Here is a 269-nt window from a genome sequence, read left to right on the forward strand (position 1 = left end):
TCCATGTTCACCCCGGAGAGGGCTTTGATATGAACATCTCCAGATTCTTTGTCGACCGCCCGGTGTTTGCCGGTGTTCTTTCGGTCCTCATCGTCGTCGCCGGCCTGATCGGCCTCAGGGCGCTGCCGATTTCGGAATATCCGGAAGTCGTGCCGCCTTCCGTCGTCGTGCACGCCACCTATCCCGGCGCCAACCCGTCCGTCATCGCCGAAACGGTGGCGACGCCGCTCGAAGAGCAGATCAATGGCGTCGAGGGCATGCTCTACATG

General features: G+C 61.3%; 1 protein-coding gene. It reads left to right on the plus strand.

Going from position 1 to position 269, the window contains the following annotated elements; translation table 11 throughout:
- Positions 1 to 29 precede the first annotated feature (29 nt).
- Positions 30 to 269: efflux RND transporter permease subunit (locus ACPYOM_RS22610; RefSeq protein WP_481347680.1), on the plus strand; the 240-nt coding region annotated here is incomplete at its 3' end.

The sequence above is a fragment of the Monashia sp. HAY1-2A genome (genome assembly GCF_056755315.1).